Origin of the sequence: Pseudomonas sp. B707, assembly GCF_022496685.1 — a bacterium.
GTDB lineage: Bacteria > Pseudomonadota > Gammaproteobacteria > Pseudomonadales > Pseudomonadaceae > Aquipseudomonas > Aquipseudomonas paraglycinae.
In genome coordinates, this window is record NZ_WTVE01000004.1 from 249158 (window position 1) to 267099 (window position 17942).

The window sequence follows — 17942 nt, forward strand, 5'->3', positions numbered from 1 at the left end:
CGATCTGGTGGTGCTGCTCAGCGTGCCGCTACAGGTTGTGATTCAGTGGGTTGCCAGCCCCCGCCCAGCGACTTGAATACCGCCACCGCCGCACGGGCCGATTCGGTCCGCGCCTGCGCTCTGGCGTCGGAGGCCTGCAACAGTGTTTCGTCGGCGTGCAGGACATCGATCAGGCTGGCGGTGCCTTTTTCATAGGCGGTGAACGAGGACTGGCGAGCTTGAGTCAGCGCGGCTTCGCCGCCGGTAAGGGTGGTGGTCTGAGTTTGCCGATTCACCAGTGAGGAAAGCGCGTTCTCTACATCTTCGGTGGCGCGCAGTACCGACTGGCGATAGGCGGCCAATGCTTCAGATTCCTGGCCTTTGGCCTGATCGATCCGGGCGTTGATGCGTCCGAAGTCGAATAGCCTCCAGCGCAGACCCAGGACAGCGCTCGACTGGCTCGCGCCGCTGGTGAAAAGATTGCCGCCGGAGACGGCGGTCGCGCTGCCGAGCAAGGCGCTGAGGGAAAATTTCGGGTAGTACTCGGCAATCGCTTCGCCTATACGCGCGTTAGAGGCCGCAAGGCGGCGTTCGGCGACGATCAGGTCCGGTCTGCGCCGCAGCAGATCTGCCGGTGTGCCCAGCGCAGTCAGCGACGGCACATCGGGAATCTCGCCCTCACGTGCCAGTTGCGTGCGGTGAGTGCCGGGAGGCGTGCCGAGCAGCACGTCCATCGCATTCATGGCCGCCTCCAGACCGCTTTGCAGTACCGGAACGCTCGCCTGGACTTGCGACAACTCACCCTCGGCCTGGCGCACCTGATACTCCGCGGCCAGCCCTTTGCCGTAAAGCAACTGAACCTTCTCCAGCAATGCGCGCCGGGTGTCGACTTGCCGGTTGGCGATGTCCAGCCGCGCCTGTAATCCGCGCAGGGTGATGTAGATATCGGCTGTTTGCGCAGCGATTGCCAGCCTCGTCGCCGTGAAACCGGCTGCTGAGGCCTGATACTCAGCCAGTGCCGCCTCACGCCCGCGGCGCAGTCCGCCAAAGACATCGACTTCCCAGCCCGCCTCGAGATTGGCCTCGTAGGCATTGCCGTAACGGTCGTAGCCGGGTGTTGAATTCAAGACTTGGCCCAGTGGTGTCTCGACGGACTGATAAGCGCGTGCCGCCTGTGCGCTGATATTCGCCGAGGGCAGCAGTGCTGCATTGGCGGCGCCCAGGCCGGCCCTGGCCTGGGTGACGCGCGCTGATGCCTGTGCAAGGTCCAGATTCTGCTGCAAGGCCTGGTCGATGAGGTTGCTCAGTAGCGGATCGTTAAAGCTTTCCCACCAGGCGGCAAGGCTGTCCGGTGTCGATCCTGATCGCGGTTCGACAGCAGACTGCCCGAGGTAATGATCTGAAAGCGGGGCGTCCGGACGATGGTAATCCGGACCCACCGCACAACCTGCCATGAGGCTGGCGGTAACCAAAAGAGCAATCGGGCGCAGGGGAGGCATCGGCGTTCCTTAACGAGATTTTCGTGACCATATTACGTAATGGTCACAACGTGTCAATTAAGGCTTGAAAAGGCAATCACGGTATTAATGAAAAAAATGGAGCGTCGAATATCTCATGGAATGTGACTGTTGACGATATTGGTCACAAAGATGAGAATATGATGGTCATCCTATTTCAGTAAGTGAACCTATGCGCCGGCTTCGAATTTCCCCTATTGCCGCATGCCTGTTGCCACTCGCCCTGGCGGCGTGCGGTGATTCCTCATCCGTTGCAGACCCGCGCACACAGGCGCCTCTGGTCAGGTTCACCGCCGTTCAGGCTGCGGGCGACGGTTCCCGATCTTTTACGGGGGTGGTGACGGTGCGCATTCAGGGCGATCTGGGGTTTCGCGTTTCGGGCAAGGTGCTCGAGCGTCTGGTTGACACGGGGCAGAGCGTCAAACGCGGTCAGCCGCTGATGCGGCTCGACCCCATCGACCTGGGGTTGCAGGCACGCGCGCAGCAGGAGTCGGTCATCGCCGCACGGGCCCGGGCCAGGCAGACAGCCGATGACGAAGCCCGCTATCGCACTCTGGTCAGCGCCGGCGCCATTTCCGCATCGGCCTACGATCAGATCAAAGCCGCCGCAGATACCGCCAAGGCGCAACTCAGCGCCGCTGAAGCGCAGGCGGACGTTGCCCGCAACGCTTCCGGTTATGCGGTGCTGGTTGCCGATGCCGACGGCGTTGTGGTGGAAACACTCGCCGAACCCGGACAAGTCGTCAGCCCTGGACAACCGGTGGTTCGGCTGGCGCGGGCAGGGCAGCGCGAGGCCATCGTGCACTTGCCCGAGACGTTGCGCCCCGCAGCAGGATCCACCGCGCAAGCCACGCTCTATGGCGACGCCTCGGGTGCTGTTACCGCGAAACTGAGGTTGCTTTCGGATTCGGCGGACCGCACGACGCGTACGTTCGAGGCGCGCTATGTACTGGAAGGCGCGTTGGCCAATGCGCCGATAGGTTCGACAGTCACCCTCAGAATCGCCGAGGGTTCGACACCTGCCGCATCCTTGCAAGTGCCCATCGCTGCGCTTTACGACGCCGGTAAAGGTCCTGGCGTGTGGGTCATCGCCGGTACACCGCCAACCGTGACCTGGCGACCGGTTCAGGTGTTGGGGTTGAGCGACGATTCGGCACGAGTCGCTGGCGATCTCCGGGTCGGCGAACAGATTGTGGCGCTGGGCGCTCACCTGTTGCGCGAAGGCGAAGCAGTAAGAATGCCCGTGCCTGATGCGGCGACCGTTGCCGGGAGTCGTCCATGAGCGAGGGACGATTCAACCTTTCTGCCATCGCCGTTCGCGAGCGTTCGATCACGGTCTTTCTGATTTTCCTGATCGCCGTTGCCGGCACCCTGGCATTCTTCCAGCTGGGGCGTGCTGAAGATCCTCCGTTTACGGTCAAGCAGTTGACCGTCATCACGGCTTGGCCGGGGGCGACCGCACAGGAGATGCAGGATCAGGTCGCGGAGCCACTGGAAAAACGCCTGCAAGAACTCAAATGGTACGACCGCTCGGAAACCTATACGCGGCCAGGGCTCGCTTTCACGATGGTCTCGTTGCTCGATAGCACGCCGCCCTCGCAAGTGCAGGAAGAGTTCTATCAGGCGCGTAAAAAACTCGACGATGAAGCGATCAAGTTGCCAGCGGGCGTCATCGGGCCGATGGTCAACGACGAGTATTCGGACGTGACCTTTGCGCTGTTCGCCCTGAAAGCCAAGGGCGAGCCGCAGCGTCTGCTGGTCCGCGATGCGGAGTCCATGCGCCAGCGCCTGTTGCATGTGCCGGGGGTGAAGAAGGTCAACATCATCGGCGAACAAGCCGAACGGATATTTGTTTCTTTCTCGCATGACCGGTTGGCGACCTTGGGCTTGTCACCGCAGGACATTTTCGCCGCGCTGAACAGTCAGAACGCACTGACCCCGGCCGGATCAATCGACACCAGCGGGCCACAGGTTTTTCTGCGCCTCGATGGTGCGTTCGACAAGCTGCAGAAAATCCGTGACACCCCTGTAGTCGTGCAAGGGCGGACACTCAAGCTGTCTGATGTGGCGACTGTCGCACGCGGTTATGAAGACCCGGCTACCTTCCTGGTGCGCAATAACGGCGAAGAGGCGCTGTTGCTCGGTGTGGTGATGCGTGAGGGCTGGAACGGTCTTGATCTGGGCAAGGCGCTGGATGCCGAGACCGTCAGGATCAACGAGGAAATGCCCTTGGGTATGACCCTCTCGAAAGTCACCGACCAGGCGGTGAATATCGACTCCGCCGTTGGCGAGTTCATGGTCAAGTTCTTTGTCGCGCTGCTGGTGGTCATGCTCGTCTGCTTTCTGAGCATGGGCTGGCGCGTTGGCGTGGTGGTCGCCGCTGCGGTGCCGTTGACCCTGGCGATCGTGTTTGTGGTGATGGCGGCCACCGGCAAAAACTTTGACCGTATTACCCTGGGGTCGTTGATTCTGGCGCTCGGGCTGCTGGTCGATGACGCGATCATTGCCATTGAAATGATGGTGGTGAAAATGGAGGAGGGCTACGATCGCATCAAGGCCTCTGCCTATGCCTGGAGCCACACGGCAGCGCCGATGCTGTCCGGAACCCTGGTGACGGCGATCGGTTTTTTGCCGAACGGTTTTGCTCAGTCCACGGCCGGCGAATACACCAGCAACATGTTCTGGATCGTGGGCATCGCTCTCATCGCTTCGTGGGTCGTGGCAGTGGCGTTCACCCCTTATCTGGGCGTGAAACTGTTGCCGGACATCAAGGCAGTCGAGGGTGGACATGCGGCGATCTACAACACGCCGCGATACAACCGCTTCCGTAGGATTCTGACTCGGGTCATTGCGCGCAAATGGTGGGTCGCGGGTATGGTTATTACGCTGTTCTTCGTTGCGGCGGCAGGCATGGGCCTGGTGAAAAAACAGTTCTTCCCGACCTCTGACCGTCCTGAAGTCATGATCGAGGTGCAAATGCCCTACGGCACCTCCATCGAGCAGACCAGCGCCACGGCCGCCAAGGTCGAAGCCTGGCTGCGCCAGCAGGATGAGGCAAAAATCGTCACGGCCTATATCGGCCAGGGTGCACCGCGTTTCTTCCTGGCGATGGCACCGGAACTGCCCGATCCGTCGTTCGCCAAGATCGTTGTACTGACCGACAGTCAGGAAGCACGGGAAACCCTCAAATTGCGTTTTCGTGACGCGGTGGCTCAAGGGCTCGCCCCGGAAGCGCGCCTCAGGGCATCGCAAATCGTGTTTGGTCCTTATTCACCTTTTCCGGTGGCCTACCGGGTGATGGGGCCTGATCCGGCAAAGTTGCGCGTGATCGCCGAGCAGGTGCGGGGTGTGATGCAGGACAGCCCGATGATGAGAACCGTGAACACCGATTGGGGGCCGCTGACTCCGTCGTTGCATTTCAACCTGGATCAAGATCGTCTGCAGGCAGTGGGGCTGACATCGACTGCGGTTGCACAACAATTGCAGTTCCTGCTCAGCGGAGTACCGATCACGGCGGTGCGTGAGGATATTCGTTCAGTACAGGTCATGGGGCGGGCAGCGGGCGATGTCCGGCTCGATCCACAGCAAATCGAAGGCTTCACCTTGGTCGGAGCCTCGGGGCAGCGGGTCCCGTTGTCGCAGATAGGCGAGGTCGATGTGCGCATGGAGGATCCGATCCTGCGCCGGCGTGATCGCACCCCGACCATCACCGTGCGCGGCGACATTGCCGAAGACTTGCAGCCACCGGATGTTTCCAGTGCGCTGCTGAAGCAACTGCAGCCGATCATCGAGAAGCTGCCTTCCGGTTACCGGATCGAGCAGGCGGGCGCGATTGAAGAGTCCGGCAAGGCCGGCAAGGCGATCCTGCCGTTGTTGCCGATCATGATCGCCATGACCCTGGTCATCCTCATTGTGCAGGTCCGTTCGATCTCGGCGATGATCATGGTGTTCCTGACCTCGCCGTTAGGCTTGATTGGCGTGGTGCCGACATTGCTCATCTTCAATCAGCCGTTTGGCATCAATGCGCTGGTCGGGTTGATTGCACTGTCGGGGATCCTGATGCGCAATACGCTGATTTTGATCGGCCAGATTCATCACAACGCGCAAGAAGGGCTGGATCCGTTTCACGCGGTCGTCGAAGCCACGGTGCAACGTGCGCGACCGGTCCTGTTGACGGCCCTGGCGGCGATCCTGGCGTTTATTCCCCTGACACACTCGGTGTTCTGGGGGACGCTGGCCTATACCCTGATTGGCGGCACGCTCGTCGGCACCATCATGACGCTGGTGTTCCTGCCCGCGATGTACTCGATCTGGTTCAAAATCGGTCCTGACGCCAGGCCGCCGGCTGCAACAGTCAAACCGGAGTAGCCATCAGTGCTGAAAATCGAGGCCTGGGTTCACCTGGCAGATCGATGCAGACATTCATGTGATGTGAGCGCCTACCGCCTTCGTTGGGCTTTCAAGAACGGCCCTGAGTGATTACTGGTCGACCCAGGTGCTTTTCATAATGACGAAGAAAGTGTTGCCACTCCGGTTCGCTCCAATAGGAATGGCGTCTGAGTTGCAAAATGTCGTGCCGAGCTGCCCGCAATGAGCTGATTCGCCCATGGGACTTCTCGAGATCGAGCAGCGCAAGCTCGAACTCGGGATCGCTCGACGAATTGCGAACTTTGATAAAAATGTGCTTTGAGCGCATGCAGCCATGTTGCCAGCGGCCGAGATGCATTCGTGCCATCAATGACGCGAGTATTTCGAGCACATTGTCCAGTTGCTTGGGCGTGTATTGGTTTTTTGCACCTTCGTTGTACCAGGATTCCAAATCCTGGAAACCGTTCAAGTCCTTGGTGACCAAGATGCCGTGCCAGACCCCTTTGATTTTTTGCGCACCGTAGTAAACCGGTTGAGGGGCGTTGACCCCAAGGTGGAGTAACTTTGTGAGCGCGCGGCCTTCGCGCAAGGTAGTGGGGCGCCCCAGAGGATATCTCAGGCTGCGAAACAAATGACCCGTCTGACGCTTAACGTACACAGTCGCACCGTTATGCAGAACTCGCTGCACTCCGCTCGTGCCACTCCTGCGTACGTTGGGTTCTTCTACCCAAGGGCCTGATGTATTCCACCAATAGGAAAAAATTTGGTCGGTTTGGCTCATCGCGCACTCCATTCTTGTGTTGTTATCAGCTGCGCCATCGGCCTTTTTGCTGGCTGGCATCATGCCGTTATTCAAACAGACGTTTCAATAATGGGCTAGTTCCTTTGATGACGCGCTTATCCATTATTGAGCGGCAGCTACGGTCCAAAGGCAGTCGTGAGAGATGAAATGGTTTCGGCCAGAACAGTCGACGGCTTTCAAGTCCGAAGATTAATCCATATATTTCAATGCCTTAACTTGTATTCGTTTCCGCTAGGCAGTATTGATTAATGCTCTGGAAGCCTCTGAAATCAAGGGGTGGATACTTATTTGCGGAAACGAAGTTGTCCGGTTATCTGGCGTTCTGGGTAGGCTCATGATCGCCCTGAATTTCATAGCTGCAATCGAGTGGTTGCGCTTGATGGAAAAGCGACTTTCATCTGAATTGGGATTTTCGCAGCCAACCTGGTCAGTCGTGACAGGCAGGACACGTCCAAAAGCAGACGATCGCTGGAACGCTACAGACTAGATGCTTTTCCAATCATGCTGAAATTATGATCATCGTCGCTGTTCAGGCGGCGTTGGAGGCTCATTGCGTCTTGGCATGTCGCTGCTTTGAGGTCTGAATCCCTCCCGACCTTTCAATAACATTCGATGCGGTTGCGCCCGGCACGCTTTGCGCAATAGAGCGCCTTGTCGCTGCGCGACAGGCTGGCCTCAGCGCTGACATCGGCTGAATGGAGGGCGGCGATACCTACGCTGACCGCCAGTGTCAGACGTTCGTCTCCGTGGTCTAGTGGCGCACTGGCCAGCTCATCCTGGACTCGTTGGGCGAAGATTTTGGCCTCGTCGACGGAAGCATCGCTCAACACCACTGCGAACTCTTCGCCGCCCATGCGACCGGCAGCATCGGTTCTGCGCAGCTGTGTGCAGAGAATGGCCGAGAAGTGCTGAAGCGCGAGATCACCTACCGAATGTCCCCAGCGATCATTAATGGCTTTGAAGTGGTCAAGGTCGAACATCAGGATTACCGCGGGATAGCCGGCAGAGCGCTGCACACGCGCCAACTCGCTTTCGAGGTGCTGCATGAAGTGGCGACGATTGGACAGTTGCGTCAAGGAATCCGTGCTGGCGAGCACCTGCAGTTCTGCTTCGATTAGCTTGCGCTCGGTGACATCGGTGATGATGCCGTGCCAGAGCACACTCCCGTCCGCCAGTGCCCTGGGACGCGCAGCACCATGACGCCAAGCGGCGCCCCCACCGGGCAGCAGTACCCGGTATTCTAGGTTCCAGGGATTGAGATCCGTCGCAGACGCTTCCAGGGAGCCGAGGTAGGCAGTCAGATCGTCCGGATGGATGATCATGTGCAGCATGTCGGCATCCTGCATCAGTTGCTCCGGCGTCACTCCATAAATGTCGCGGGCCCCGATGCTGACGAAGGAAAAGCTGTACTGTCCATGCAACTGCCGCAGACTCTGGAAAACCATGCCGGGGATTTCGTTGGTCAGGTCGGTCAGCAGAGCGGCGTTCAGCTGTATCTGTTCCGACAGGGCGTACATTGCAGTGACGTCAGTGGTGGTTCCGACCATGCGCGAGGGTTTGCCGGCACCGTCAAATTCGACCACCTTGCCGCGACTGCAGACCCACTTGTAACTGCCGTCCCGGCAACGTAATCGGTGCTCGACTTCGAAAACCTCGGTGCGCCCGTCGATGGCCTCCTGGTAGACGGCCAGCACGTATGCGAAGTCGGCAGGATGGATGCGGGTGTAGGCCTCGGCAGGGTCGCTGCCGATCTCGTTGTTGGTGTAGCCCAGCAAGGCCTTCCAACTATCGGAATAGTTGACTTTGCCGGTGAGCATGTTTCGGTCCCAAACACCGGTGCCGCTAGTGGCGATGGCCAGCGCCTTACGTCGATCGTTTTCGCTTGGAAGCTCAAACTCCGCTCGATCCGAATCCTTCAGCAGCAGCGCCCCAACTGCCAATTGAGCGAACTCCTGCAACCCTTTTTGTTGCTCGGCATCGAGCTCGCGCGGTTGGTCGTGAAGCAGACAGAGAAGGCCGAGCTGCCCTCCACCTGGCGCCTGCAGTGGGCAGGCGGCGAGAAAGCGCAGCGAGGGAAACGTTTTTGTCAGTGGGTGATTGCGCAGATGCTCGTCGCGGCTGATATCGGGTACAAGCAGAAGTGTATGGGCATTGGCATCGGAGGGAAGCGGCATGCGGAGGTCTGGCAGTGTGTCGCGCACAATCGGGCCGGCGCCAGCGCAAAAGCGCTGTAGATCCTGTGCGCCGGTTGTCAGCAGGACGGCCACGACACCGAACTGCCGCCTGACCATATGGAGCAGGCCGTCGAAGCGCTCGTCTCGGGAATCTTCTGACGACTTGGATCTGCTGGACAACATTCGGACTTCTCCACTCCGGGGTACGAGTTGTGCCTCCCGGCGATTATCGGCTTGGGGTTGGAAAACTTAACAATAATAGCTTTCTGCCGTCATCATTTCGTTAAACCGTGACGAATTGGCTGGCAGCCCCTGCCGTTGTCTCAGTGGAACCGAAAAGGGACGGACTCGAGTCCCTATATTCGCTGGCGATGGCCAACCCTCATCCGGTGAATAAATAGCTCTGGTTTACCTACTCCGTCAGCCCGACTCGGGTCATGACGAGCCAGCTGCTGGTTACAGACTTATGTTTACGATTTGACTGGCTGCTGGAGGTAAGGGGCCGAGTCGTCTGCCTCTGGTCGGTTTCTGCTTGTCGTAACGGGCAGCCGTTGTCGTCCAGAAAGCAGATGTAGATTTGTCTGAAGTGGCGAAATAGCTGCCAAAATCATCGTGTTAAAGCGCCGCCTGAAATGGCAGCTAGATAAGCGCGTAAGTGTTGTTGGCACTTGAGGGTACCGAAAATTCGTTCAGCGACTACGGCAAGCGTCATCAACGACTATAGTCATTGGTGAGCCAGAGCGAATCTGACCATTCCCCTGCCAACCTGGCCTAATCCAATTCCGCGATTACACGGCGGATCTTCTTGTGTTCCTTGATGCGGAACGTGAATGTTTCGCTGCCGAAATCACTCAGGCTCAGGCTGAGATCGAGGCAGCGTTGTCTTTTTTTGAACCCCTTGATGGTGGATGGAGTTATCCCGTCGGGCACGTCGCATCCCACTGAGCACGTCCCAACCACCCATCTATCAAGGTTCAAGCAATGAATACTTTAGAGTTCGATGATGCACAAAAAACCAATGGCGACCTGGTTCAGGGTCCGCTGCCGGCCGGCACTGTCGCGCCCGACTTCACTCTTCACGCAACCCCTGATCAACAGTTGTCGCTGCGTGAGCTAAAGGGAAATCCCGTGATACTGGCGTTTTATCCCGCTGACTGGACTTCGGTGTGTGGTGACCAACTGACCTTGTACAACCAGTTGTTACCCACCTTCAGAGAATACGGTGCGGTGCTATTGGGTATCTCGGTTGACAGCGCCTGGTGTCATCAGGCCTTTGCCAAAGATCGAAATTTCCACTTCAGCCTGCTGGCCGATTTCGAGCCCAAAGGGGCGGTGGCACGACAGTATGGAGCGTACGAGTCCCAGCTCGGAGTTTGTAAGAGGGCACTGTTCGTGATTGACAAGGAGGGGGTGGTTGCCTGGAGCTACGTCTCACCAATGGCAATCAACCCTGGGGCGGACGGCATTCTGGATGCGCTGGATGCTCTGGTGAATTCGCCACAAAGCACGCCAACCAAAAATTAACAGGTGATTACATGGCCACTCTCAAAGTCCCGGTAAGTGCCAACGACCATCGCCAGGGAAGTGCGCATGCCAAGGTCACCTTGGTGGAATTTGGCGACTATGAATGTCCCTATTGCGGTGAAGCTTATTGGATGGTCAAGAATCTGCAGCAGCATTTTCGCGATGATTTGCTGTTCGTGTTCCGTAACTTTCCTCTGACCACCGCTCACCCGCATGCATTGGGTGCAGCGGTCACCGCGGAGTATGCCGGGAGTCGAGGGTTCTTCTGGGAGGCCCACGACGAATTGTACGAAAATCAGGATCGATTGGGCCTGCCGCTGTATCGCGCGATCGTTCTCAAACACGGCCTTCCCAAGGAGGAATTCGATCTTGCAATGCAAGAGGATACTTACATTCCCAAAATACAAGCCGATTTCAACGGCGGTGTACGCAGCGGCGTGAATGGCACCCCAGCGTTTTACATTGACGGGCTTCGCTATGACGGAGTTCCAGAGTTCATCGGGATGAGTCAGATGATTGAGCTTTTGTTAGTGCGTGGACGAAATCGCTAGAGAGCCAAATCGGCTTGGCATCACCCACATCGGAGCCGAGGAAAAACCAACGTTAGCTTCCTTTTACATTAAAGAGGTGGACACGGAGCCGGCAACTAATGAAATCTTTGAAGTATTATGAAGAAAATCGACACGCCACATGGTTGGAGTTGTTTTTTGACCTGACTTTCGTTGTTACGATAGGCCAGGTTACGCACACTCTCGGACATGTTCATGACGGCCACTTTGAACACAAGCAATTATGGACATTCTTACTGCTTTTTGTACCGTTGTGGTGGATCTGGTCCAGTCACACGATTTACTCCAACAGGTTCGATACAGACAGCAATCTTCACCGTTTGGCAACATTATTCATAATGCTCCTGCTCATTGTGCTATCGGCACGGATCGGAGAAGACCTGGAAGTGAACTACCCGCTTATTATTGCCTGCTATTTTGGAATACGAGCGATCATCAGTGTTATGTATATTTCATCCATTAGTAAACTCGATTCTCGCGGCGAACTTTCCTCAAGGCTTGGTTTTGCCCTATTAGTTAGCGCAGTTATTAGCCTTTCATCCGTTATTTTTGACCCGCCCTTGCGTTACCTTGTTGCTTATATTGGGATTATTCTTGATATTCTGTTTCCTGTATTTTTCTGGACTAAACTAAAACCGTTGCCAGCACACACGGAACACTTGGTTGAGCGCATAGGTCTACTCACCCTAATCTTATTGGGGGAGTCAATTATTAGCCTTTCCGGAGGCCTGTCTAACATTCAATGGGGTTATTATAATGTGATGGCGGCCATCACCGGATTTATCATGATTTGCAGTATCTGGTGGATCTATTTTGATAGTTTTTACTTATTGAACAAACATCAAAGCAGTATGAGTGGGCACGCCTTAATCTACTCGCACCTTTTTCTTTTTATGGGGCTGGCACTTCTGGCAAATTTGATCAGGCATGCGATCCTGAACGACATTGCGATGCGCGATTTCCAGATTATGTCGATCACCGGCATGGTCTTGTTTTTCCTGGGGAAGCAATATGGCTATTTCATAGCTGTGAGTCGAATAAGGAAATACATACTGCAAAACACCTTGATCGTGTTTTCTTTAGGTGGGTTAGTTATATTTCTACCGCGTGTCGAGTACATATTGGTCGGCTTGACAGTCACCATGATCTGTTATGTTCTCCTGAATTTCAGATATCGTTGAGTCTTGATTATCAGGCCACAGCTCGGGAAAAGTGATCAAGCGGCTGGTCTGCGGTTTGCGCGCTGCCTACTACGTCATTCTCAGTGTCCAAGCGACATGCGACGCTACCCTTGGTCTCTTTGGGTTTGTAATCCTGGTGTCGTCGACCATAGTTAATTGCCGGATGCCCCTTTTAGCTATTGCGACCAGATAGCACCAGCCGCATCGTAACAACAGGAGCCACGTCATGGTCAAAGTAGCGTTGTTCGTTCGTCTGGAAGCAAAACCTGGGAAAGAGAAAGAGGTGGAGCGCTTTCTCTTGAGCGGCCTTCCTTTAGTGGAGGAGGAGCCAGGCACTACAGCCTGGTTTGGAATCCGCTTGGGGCCGTCTACCTTTGGCATCTTTGACGCATTCCCGGATGAAGCGGGCCGGCAGGCTCATCTTTCGGGCAAGGTCGCGGCGGCGCTTATGACAAACGCTGCCGAGCTGTTTGCCGAACCGCCATCAATCGAGAAGGTTGACGTCCTTGCGGCCAAGCTACCCTGAAAGGATACGCGCGCAAATCGTGTCCATGGACGGCGTGGAAGCCGCACAGAATCTGCAAGGCAATGTGCTCATCACGGGTTTAGGCTGGGTAGGGTAGATTGCTTGCCGGGCACCGGTCGCTCATGGCGCGAAGATCTCCATCATTGATGTAGATCCGGAGGTCATCCGCGCCGTGACACCTTATGGTTTCGTCAAGTGAGCATTCGTCGGCGTAGCAGTGACCGATGTTCAATGCGCTGCCGGACGCGGCTGCACTCCGAACTGCGCAACGATGTGCGTACCCAATTCCTCGATAACCTCCGCCGCAGGGCGCTTGCCATATTTGAGATTGAGAATGACGTGGTCCACGCCGATTTCCTCAAGCGACTCCAGCAAAAACCGTAGATGGTAACGTCCCAGTCTGAAACCCAAATGGATACGTGTGGGGGGCGTGGACGGATTTTCATCGAGATCGATGTACAGCGACTGAGTAAAGGGCTTGTACACAGAGCCACATTGTTTCGTGACCTCCAGTCGCCAATCTTCCACGACCAGCCGCTGCATGTTCGGAATGCGTGGATAGTTGATCCATCCGTTGCTCTCACGCGCGATCCAATCCAGTGACTGGCGACTGTTGCCGGTCACGAGCATTGGAATGAATTGGGTGGTAGGTTTCGGAATCAGGTCTGCGCCTTGCATTTCACCAGTGCTCCAGTGGATGGGCTCAAAACTGGTGCTGTGGGCGCGGCGAATCACTTCGTAGTGTTCTCGAAAGATCTCTCCACGCCTTTCGGGATCGACGCCAAACGCCGAAAACTCCACTGGCCGATCTCCCGAAGCAACCCCCAGAATCAAGCGACCAGTGCTCAACTGATCGACGCTGGCTGACGCCTTGGCCGTGTGCAGGGGATGGTGCAGCGGGATGGCGATGGAGGCGGTGCCAAGTGCAATCTCCGAGGTATGGGCGGCCATATAACCCAGGTAAACCCAGGGGTCGAAGACTTGGCCGACATCGCCGAAGCCAGGGTCGCGAAGCGGCACGTCGCGAAACCAGAGCGCGCAGAAGCCCAGCGCCTCGGCTTTTTTAGCCAGTGTGACCTGGTTGAGCATGCTCGGAGTGTCCCCGTCGAACGCCTCCATGGGAAAGAATAATCCAAGGCTCAAATGCCCCTGAGTGAAGGTTCGGCTGAACCCTCGATGCTGCTGGTAAGGAATCGTGCTCGGCCGGTACATACGGATTGACCTCATGGCAGAACGTTAACAGCGCCCCCGTTTCCAGAGGTGCTGCGGCATCGGTCGCTTTTGAACGGCAGGTGAAGGGACTGGGTCTGGCTTTTACCCGTTGCGCCGTACTGCTGGTCGTGTGGACCGGACTCAGGGGACAGTTGCTGGCGATAGGCGCGGGTTGGTCCGGGTGGGGGTTAACCGGACGGTCAAAGGAAGTCAGATCTCTCAGCTCTATACCACCAGATGGGCAAGGCGTTCGAGGAATCATTTTATAAGCGTAGGCGGTTTTGCAGCTCTCCGCCATATTCTTACAATCGAGCCACTGACGGGCGAAAGTCGCGTATCGAAGGCAGTTATCGGTCGTTTCCTGCCATTCCAGAACGGCCGCTATTGGCCGTTTTCTGCCCGTCGCGAGAGGCAGAAAACGACCCAATGCAGCCCTTCTTTTTCGTTGTGTCTGTAACTGTCGGCAGCCGACTGTCGGCTCTCGACAGGCCCGGCGCATCGGGCTTGCATTGAACTACTTGCGCTTCAATTGCTGCTGGGACTGTTTCACTCGAAAGGTCAGGTCAGGACTTAGGATGCGGCTGAGCGATTCTTTCCCTGCGTACACGGATTAAAAATCTGGCGAATACTCTCGCTGGTTCCTACATAGGTTTTGGTACCTGGTACCGCCACAGCCGAGTAATTCTTGCGATCGGTGACCTGAATAAAATTTCCTTGCGCAGCCGTGAAGCTCTCAGTGTTTGGCGGCACTAGCACGCTCAGGAACTGGGCTTTCTTGTCGAGGGCCAAAGCACCTCCCACGGTAATTGGCGCCAGCATGGCGGCCCAACGTTCACTGAATAGGTAGAAGGTATCGGCTGCGGCTCTGCCACTTTGCAGGTGGGCACACTGCACATCGCTGGCGTTGATGACTTCAGCTTGCTGGTAGATGCCGCCCTTATAGAAGGCCAGCACTAGCTTGCTCTTGGTCAGCACACCCAGGCCTTGCTTGGGTCTGCACACTTGCAAATCACCATAGGGAGATAAGCACCAGTTGGTTTCGGTGATAGTGACGATTTCGTCTGCGCTGAGCTTCAGATCGCGTTCAATATTGGCGCGGGCTTCCGGGGTTTCGTAAGGGATTGCGCATGCGCTCAATAGAGCTGCGAGGGTAAGGGCGAGTAGCGGGGTTCTCATCAAGCGTCCTTTGCTGCTGGAAGGTACATGTAAATGACGAATATTTTTTTGCAAATCTCTTCCTTCAACACTCTACGAGTCAAGCAATCGCCAGAGCAGGAGAAAAAAGCCGTCGTTGAGATTGGGTTCTGAGATAAGAACATCAAAGCGGACGATGTGATCGACAAACTCTGGCCGCTGATGACGGCTGAGCAGATCCTCCACCGGTCTACGCATCGGGAAAATTATACAGATCGCGCTGAGTTTAAAGAGCTGTTGGAAAATCTGCTAAAACTCGTCGTTTGAATTTCTCGACAGCTAGCGCGCGACTGAGATCCATTTTGGGTCAGACGCCGCGTCGTGCGCTGGCGTCCAAAAAGCAGCTATCGTGAGAGTCCGCTTTTGGCCGATTTCAGCCCTTCGCGACAGGCAGCATTCGTCCATAAGCGGACGCTCGGAAGCGACTGCTATCGGCCATAATAGGACTGTAATGATGAATCTTGAGGAGATTGAAGGCGGCAAAAGTTTTTTGGTTTCAATCTCTCCTTCACCGCCACATTCAGTAAACGCAACCCGCTAATTTTTTTAGAGAGAGTCGGGGGCTTGCGGTTTTTGACGTCTAAAAAAGGCCATATGAGACTGAGATGGCGCACTGTTCTGGTGCGGATAATGGAGCTATGTGTGCCTATCTCGGCCCTTGAGTGCTGCCGCATAAGCTAGGCTTTGCAAACCACTCATTTCCAGGATGGATCCCCTGTCAGATAACTCAGCCTCCAACATCGCCACTGCTGATGCGCTGACGTTGCTTCTGCACAACCAGCATGCCCTGGCGGCGGCAATAGTAGAGGTCACCGTATAGCTTTCCACATCTGGCGCATTAGATGTGGCCGAGAATGCCGTGGCGGCGCTGGGTACGCTGGATCAAAATGCGCAAGCGATTACTGAGGCGATCATGCTGCTGAGAAAATCGTAGTGATCTATCGGTAGACGGAATGGGTTTTTGATAAGCCGTGGCAGAGGAAGCACGCCGCGGCTTAGATCTTCTGCCCTGCGACACTTGCCCCCGTCATTAGCACCATCAACACATGGTCGACGAGTCCAATCAGTTGCTCACGCGAGATTGGTGAACCTGTAGGGCCAGCGTAGTAGGCCAAAAGCGCGACGACCGTATCACCCATCACCTTGAGCTCATTCTCAGCCAAGGGTGCGCTCCTCGCATCATTCGTGTGGCTAGCGAGCTTGCCCAATTCTGTTTGTAGAAACGCGCTAAAGCGTTCGGTTAAAGACAGGTAAAGATCAGGGTGCAGCCGAGCCATTTCCATCGTCGAAGTTACGATTTTTGGACGGTCTTCACACCTACTGACTTGCTCCATTAAGGCGATAAGATCGCTTCGTAGTGACGTACCTGGATACTCAGGCGGACTCAGTAAATCCAACGTATCAAAGGCATCGGTCACGAGATCCGATTTAGCTGTCCATCGCCGGTAAAGTGTAGCTTTCGACACTCCCGCTCGCGTCGCCACATCTGTCATCGTCAGGTGGTGATACCCCTTCTCCCATAGCAGCTCAAGTGCCGCTTTGATGATGAGACCGTCCCGACTTTTGTCTTGAGCGCGCCCCCGTTCTGCGGGAGGCAGGCGACGCTTATGGTGAATAGCTTGATCGTTCATGGAAGTCATCATAGAGGAATTGTTACGGAACACACGATTTCCGAAACTGTTGCGTTTCGTATTGGACAATCCTACCATGGCTGAACTCTTCCAGCGCTGAGCGCGCTTACTTTTTTGAGAGGCTGCTTATGTCTACTCCGATTACTTCCCCAATTCTCGTCATGGGCGCCACTGGCAAACAAGGTGGCTCAGTTGTCCGCGCGCTGCTGCGGGCGGGCCACCCTGTGCGCGCTTTTGTACGCGATCCTTCTTCTTCTGGGGCGCAAGCACTCGCAGCCCAGGGCGTCGAGGTTGTAAAGGGTGAATTCACCGATACGGCTAGCCTCGACTCGGCATTGGTAGGAGTGGGTGGCGTTTTTTCCGTGCAAATGGGATCACAGCCTAGTGATCCACATACTGAAGTTTTGGCCGGCAAGGCTCTAGTTGAGGCCGCTCATCGGGCAGGCGTACGTGTGATCGTCCACTCTTCGGTCGCTCGTGCTGGCGATCATGAGAGCTTTGTCGGCTGGAATGAGGGGCGTTGGGAGCCGCTGTACTGGCTAAATAAGGCGGCGGTGAACGAGATGGTGAAGACACAGGGCTTCACTCACTGGGTCATTCTGAAGCCGGCTATGATCATGGAGGACATTGTGCCGCCGCAGGCGGATTTACAATTCCCCACACTTCGCGAACGGGGTCGATTTGAAACTGCAATAGCATCGGACACTCTCATTGACTGGATCGCGGTGGAGGACATCGGTGCCTTTGCGGCGGCTGCCTTTGCAGAGCCCGAGCGTTTCCATGGCCATGAAATTGACCTCGCCGCAGAGTCATTCACTTTGCCCGAGGTCGCTGCCAAGATAACTCAGGTCACTGGCAAGTCGGTTTCGGCTGTCACCTTATCGAAAGAGGAGGCGCTCTCTAGACCCTATGGCGAGCTGTACTCCCAAGCCGAGTCATGGAACAACGTTGAGGGCTATAAGGTCGATCTCGATGCCGTTCGTACCTGGGGCGTTCAACTGACGACTCTCGACCAATTCATTCACCAACACCGCGATAAGTTCATCATTGGCTAACGCGTAGAATTCCAGCCTATGTTCAATCGGCCCCCACACCTAGCTCCTGTGCGTGGGCCTTTTCTTGCGCGCCTGGCGATCACGCCGGCCCGTGTTGTTCTACCATCTCCCGGCCAACTGGAATCACGGCACATCTTCTAGACCATGATGTGCGCATGAATGCGACCTCCGCCAGTGCCGGCGGTATGTGCAGTGCCAGCGATTGTGCCG

13 protein-coding genes and 3 pseudogenes are annotated in these 17942 nt (G+C 56.2%); 10 read left to right on the top strand and 6 right to left on the bottom strand.

Features of this window, described 5'->3' with window-relative positions; all coding sequences use genetic code 11:
• Positions 1–17: 17 nt before the first annotated feature.
• Entirely contained in the window at positions 18–1478 is a 1461-nt protein-coding gene (locus GQX66_RS01160; protein ID WP_134023352.1) for an efflux transporter outer membrane subunit, read from the bottom strand.
• A 190-nt stretch (positions 1479–1668) separates the two neighbouring features.
• Here GQX66_RS01160 and GQX66_RS01165 point away from each other — a divergent pair, with 190 nt between their 5' ends.
• On the top strand, positions 1669–2778 hold the full coding sequence (locus tag GQX66_RS01165; RefSeq protein ID WP_240865317.1) for an efflux RND transporter periplasmic adaptor subunit: 1110 nt from the start codon (positions 1669–1671) through the stop codon (positions 2776–2778).
• Positions 2775–5864, top strand: a complete 3090-nt coding sequence (locus tag GQX66_RS01170; RefSeq protein WP_240865320.1) for an efflux RND transporter permease subunit — start codon at positions 2775–2777, stop codon at positions 5862–5864. The genes GQX66_RS01165 and GQX66_RS01170 overlap by 4 nt, the downstream gene beginning before the upstream one ends.
• Before the next feature lie 91 nt (positions 5865–5955).
• On the opposite strand, the gene GQX66_RS01175 is transcribed toward GQX66_RS01170, so the two are convergent.
• Positions 5956–6645 carry a lipopolysaccharide kinase InaA family protein gene (locus GQX66_RS01175; protein ID WP_085747360.1) on the bottom strand — a complete coding sequence of 230 codons (690 nt, stop codon included), beginning with the start codon at positions 6643–6645 and terminating at the stop codon, positions 5956–5958.
• 620 nt (positions 6646–7265) lie between these two features.
• Positions 7266–9023: a diguanylate cyclase gene (locus GQX66_RS01180; RefSeq protein ID WP_240865322.1), complete on the bottom strand. Its 1758-nt coding sequence runs from the start codon at positions 9021–9023 to the stop codon at positions 7266–7268.
• Positions 9024–9495: 472 nt separating this feature from the next.
• On the opposite strand from GQX66_RS01180, the pseudogene GQX66_RS28555 reads away from it, so the two are divergent.
• The 6 genes and pseudogenes from GQX66_RS28555 to GQX66_RS01210 form a co-directional block, all read left to right on the top strand.
• Positions 9496–9785 (top strand): annotated as a pseudogene (locus tag GQX66_RS28555) (TolC family protein); the annotation flags it as partial.
• A 36-nt stretch (positions 9786–9821) separates the two neighbouring features.
• On the top strand, positions 9822–10364 hold the full coding sequence (locus GQX66_RS01190) for a redoxin domain-containing protein (protein WP_102687725.1): 543 nt from the start codon (positions 9822–9824) through the stop codon (positions 10362–10364).
• Between the two features lie 11 nt (positions 10365–10375).
• Positions 10376–10915, top strand: a complete 540-nt coding sequence (locus GQX66_RS01195) for a DsbA family protein (RefSeq protein ID WP_078047886.1) — start codon at positions 10376–10378, stop codon at positions 10913–10915.
• 98 nt (positions 10916–11013) lie between these two features.
• The gene (locus GQX66_RS01200; protein ID WP_102718341.1) at positions 11014–12114 is read left to right on the top strand and encodes a low temperature requirement protein A; all 1101 of its coding nucleotides are present in this window, start codon (positions 11014–11016) and stop codon (positions 12112–12114) included.
• 226 nt (positions 12115–12340) lie between these two features.
• On the top strand, positions 12341–12640 hold the full coding sequence (locus tag GQX66_RS01205; RefSeq protein ID WP_240865323.1) for an antibiotic biosynthesis monooxygenase: 300 nt from the start codon (positions 12341–12343) through the stop codon (positions 12638–12640).
• A 7-nt stretch (positions 12641–12647) separates the two neighbouring features.
• A pseudogene (locus GQX66_RS01210) lies at positions 12648–12830 on the top strand (potassium transporter); the annotation flags it as partial.
• A gap of 38 nt (positions 12831–12868) precedes the next feature.
• On the opposite strand, the gene GQX66_RS01215 reads toward GQX66_RS01210, so the two are convergent.
• Both GQX66_RS01215 and GQX66_RS01220 read right to left on the bottom strand, forming a co-directional pair.
• The gene (locus GQX66_RS01215) at positions 12869–13852 is read right to left on the bottom strand and encodes an LLM class oxidoreductase (RefSeq protein ID WP_102687722.1); all 984 of its coding nucleotides are present in this window, start codon (positions 13850–13852) and stop codon (positions 12869–12871) included.
• A 570-nt stretch (positions 13853–14422) separates the two neighbouring features.
• Positions 14423–15082, bottom strand: a complete 660-nt coding sequence (locus tag GQX66_RS01220; RefSeq protein WP_240865325.1) for a hypothetical protein — start codon at positions 15080–15082, stop codon at positions 14423–14425.
• Positions 15083–15761: 679 nt separating this feature from the next.
• On the opposite strand from GQX66_RS01220, the pseudogene GQX66_RS01225 reads away from it, so the two are divergent.
• Positions 15762–15980: pseudogene (locus GQX66_RS01225) on the top strand (hypothetical protein).
• 61 nt (positions 15981–16041) lie between these two features.
• Here the strand turns inward: GQX66_RS01225 and GQX66_RS01230 are convergent.
• Positions 16042–16677, bottom strand: coding sequence for a TetR/AcrR family transcriptional regulator (locus GQX66_RS01230; protein ID WP_240865332.1), 636 nt, complete (start codon positions 16675–16677; stop codon positions 16042–16044).
• Positions 16678–16805: 128 nt separating this feature from the next.
• Here GQX66_RS01230 and GQX66_RS01235 point away from each other — a divergent pair, with 128 nt between their 5' ends.
• The gene (locus tag GQX66_RS01235) at positions 16806–17732 is read left to right on the top strand and encodes an NmrA/HSCARG family protein (RefSeq protein WP_085747354.1); all 927 of its coding nucleotides are present in this window, start codon (positions 16806–16808) and stop codon (positions 17730–17732) included.
• Positions 17733–17942: the final 210 nt, after the last annotated feature.